Below are 2571 nucleotides of genomic sequence, written 5' to 3' on the forward strand. Positions count from 1 at the left end.
CGCAATGAGATTGATGGTCTGGTCGTCGTTGGGGTAGGAGATCGCCTCAAGCATGCCGTCCCAGAGTGTCCTGGCTTGTTCGAGGGCCTCGCCCGGGTTCATCGTGTGGATGGTTTTCACACGGTCATCGACGGCGTCCGCGGTGCGGCTTTCTTTTGTCGAGGCCGGCAGGGTGATGTGGTTTGTCGGTGCGATGGTGCTGCCGCGGTAGACGAATTCGGCGTTGATCTGGCTGGACTGGGTCGCTTTCAGCGGGAGTGTCAGTCCGTCGCGGGGGTCGGCGTCGTACGGGGTAACGGTGTTGTCTCCGACGAGGAGTCCGTCGCGGATGGTCATTCCGCGCTCTGCCAGCGCGCACGTCAGTGCTGCGATGGTTGCTGCGTGCGGTTTGGGCTGCCCGGGTTTTTGGGGCTCGGAGGTGTAGACGGCGAAGAGTACGCTGGCGGCGTTGGTGTCGTGGGCGAGGTAGTCGGCGACTGTGCGGGCGTACCTGAGTCCACCTTCGCGGTTGGGGAGGTCGACTGTGAGGGTTGCGCCGACGCGGTTGGCGTCGAGGGTGATGCAGACGAGGCTCTCGTGCGGCCAGAAGCCGAGGGTGTGCCCGATGAAGCTCAGGGCGTCGGCTGGGGTTTTGATGGTGAGCGGTTCCATGTTCCTTCTCCTTCAGCGGCTGGCGGGCACCGGATGTGTCTGTCAGATTTTGTGCGTCGTTCTGATAGCGGAGTCACCGCTGGGTTTGAGGGTCCGGAGTGCAACTTGGGGAACCGGGAGCGATCCAAAGTTTCGCGAGGAAATAAGCGACGCAGGAGCGCCGAACGAAACTTTGGATCGGGCCCGGCGCGTGGCGCCCTGGTTGCGCGGAGGACCTGCCCGGCGATGATGGGGATCAGAATGACAAACAGCGAAGTTGCTTCTGGTGGTTCATGGAGGTGGGGGAGTGGCGCGGCATGACGGGGAGGGACCCGGTGGGAATCCGCTGGAGTGTGTAGATAGGTTGTTTCTGGGGCCGCGAGGCTATGGCGGTCCGCGGCCGGTCTTGGGTGGACATGAACCCGACGGCACCAATGTCCTGGCGCAGGCGCCGTTGTAGCGATTGTCGCGTTGCTGCAGGAACCTCCGGACAGAATCTGCCAACATGCCTGCGCTTCAAGGAGCTAAGCCACAGCGCGAGCGGTGGCAGCGAATTGCGGGGGAGCGGTCCCGTGTGGGGAGGCCGTACAGAGAGAGTTCTCCGACGCCGGAGACAATAAGTTCGACGGATTATTCCCAGGTGGGTGTGTCAATCACACTGGTGCTGGGAAGTTGGGCCTGGCCGTTGAAAACACCGGGCGCGGCCCGATAGAAGGCAAGTTTCGGGACGAACCAGTATCGACGGCGTGTTGAGAGGTAGGCGGGATGGGCGTGGAACGCGGCGTCAGAAACGATGTCGACCCCGCTGTTGCCGACGCCCACAACAAGCACCCGCTTGTCCCGGAAGTTGGGGGTGGGGGAGCCGTACTCAGCGCTGTGGATGACGTCGCCGGAGAACGTATCCAGTCCTGGGATCTCGGGCTGAATGGGTCCCACCTGTGCTCCGCCGGCGTAGACAACGCCGCGGTACTAACGAGTCTCGCGTCCCGCTCGCACACCGAACACTCCATTTCGGTTGGCGATGTGGGTCGCGTCACGTTGGCGTGAGCCTACGGAGCGATTCCTCCACCTAGAACCAATTCGCCACACATTCCTCCATGAGGACATTTTGGCGAGTTCCCGGTGGCTGATTCCCGTTCGTGGCGCGATGACAGGGAACGACAGCAACGTGAAGCCGTTGAGGATTGCGTCAGTGGTGTGGCACTCGTGATCACCTGACAATGGCCGTGACATCGGATTGGTGACAGTTGGGATCACGAGCATGCGCCCTGTCTGGAACCGGCCCTGTTCACCACTGATACGGGCGGGGGCGTGGAACCGCTCAGACGCGTTCCGGACGGTTCAGCGTCTGGCCCGCAAAGCTGGTGTCGAGGGACGGATCAGCCTGCATAGCCTGCGCCACACTCTTGCCACCATCGCCCTGGACAACGGGGTTGCTCTGCATATTTACAACAGGACAGCCTGGGGCCACTACCCCCGACATGCCGGCGACTCCGGAGAGCGGGGAACGTCAGGGGCAGGCCGTCCAATTGCTAGAGGGCGATGAATCTAAGCAGCAGTGCGTGCTCCGGGTTGAGGACGGGCATGGGCAGGCCCACCTCGGCCAGGAACCGCCCGTTGGCGACGGCGCCGTCCGCCAGCCAGGCCGGGGGACGGACCTGCGTGAACGTGTGCGAATAGTCGCCGTCACCCGGAGCCGGGAAGATGGCTTCTACACGGTAGTCCCGCTCCGGGTCCAGCCCGGGGACGGCGATCCGTCCCGGCTGTTCCGCGAAGGCGGTGCGTGTGCTGACCAAGGCGAACAGCGCCGCCGTCGAACCTTCACCCATGTTTGCACCGCCGTCGACCACCACGCCGTGGAGCATGAGCGAGTCATCAGCGACGTCGGCGCGGATCATCCGGCCACTATGGATCAGGCCGCGGTGTTCCTTGTACAGGCCG

Annotated in this window: 4 protein-coding genes; all 4 read right to left on the reverse strand. The window is 63.5% G+C overall.

Translation table 11 applies throughout. The annotated features are described in order from the left end of the window. Positions 1–651 (reverse strand): DUF4192 family protein (locus AB0N24_RS27465; protein ID WP_364131747.1); only part of this gene is annotated, 651 nt, incomplete at its 3' end. Positions 652–1260: 609 nt separating this feature from the next. Then, positions 1261–1566, reverse strand: coding sequence for a SidA/IucD/PvdA family monooxygenase (locus tag AB0N24_RS27470; protein ID WP_364131749.1), 306 nt, complete (start codon positions 1564–1566; stop codon positions 1261–1263). 385 nt (positions 1567–1951) lie between these two features. After that, positions 1952–2074: a hypothetical protein gene (locus AB0N24_RS27475; RefSeq protein ID WP_364131751.1), complete on the reverse strand. Its 123-nt coding sequence runs from the start codon at positions 2072–2074 to the stop codon at positions 1952–1954. Positions 2075–2162: 88 nt separating this feature from the next. Further along, positions 2163–2571: GH36 C-terminal domain-containing protein (locus tag AB0N24_RS27480; protein ID WP_364131754.1), on the reverse strand; the 409-nt coding region annotated here is incomplete at its 5' end.

The sequence above is a fragment of the Arthrobacter sp. NPDC093128 genome (assembly GCF_040683875.1).
GTDB lineage: Bacteria > Actinomycetota > Actinomycetes > Actinomycetales > Micrococcaceae > Arthrobacter.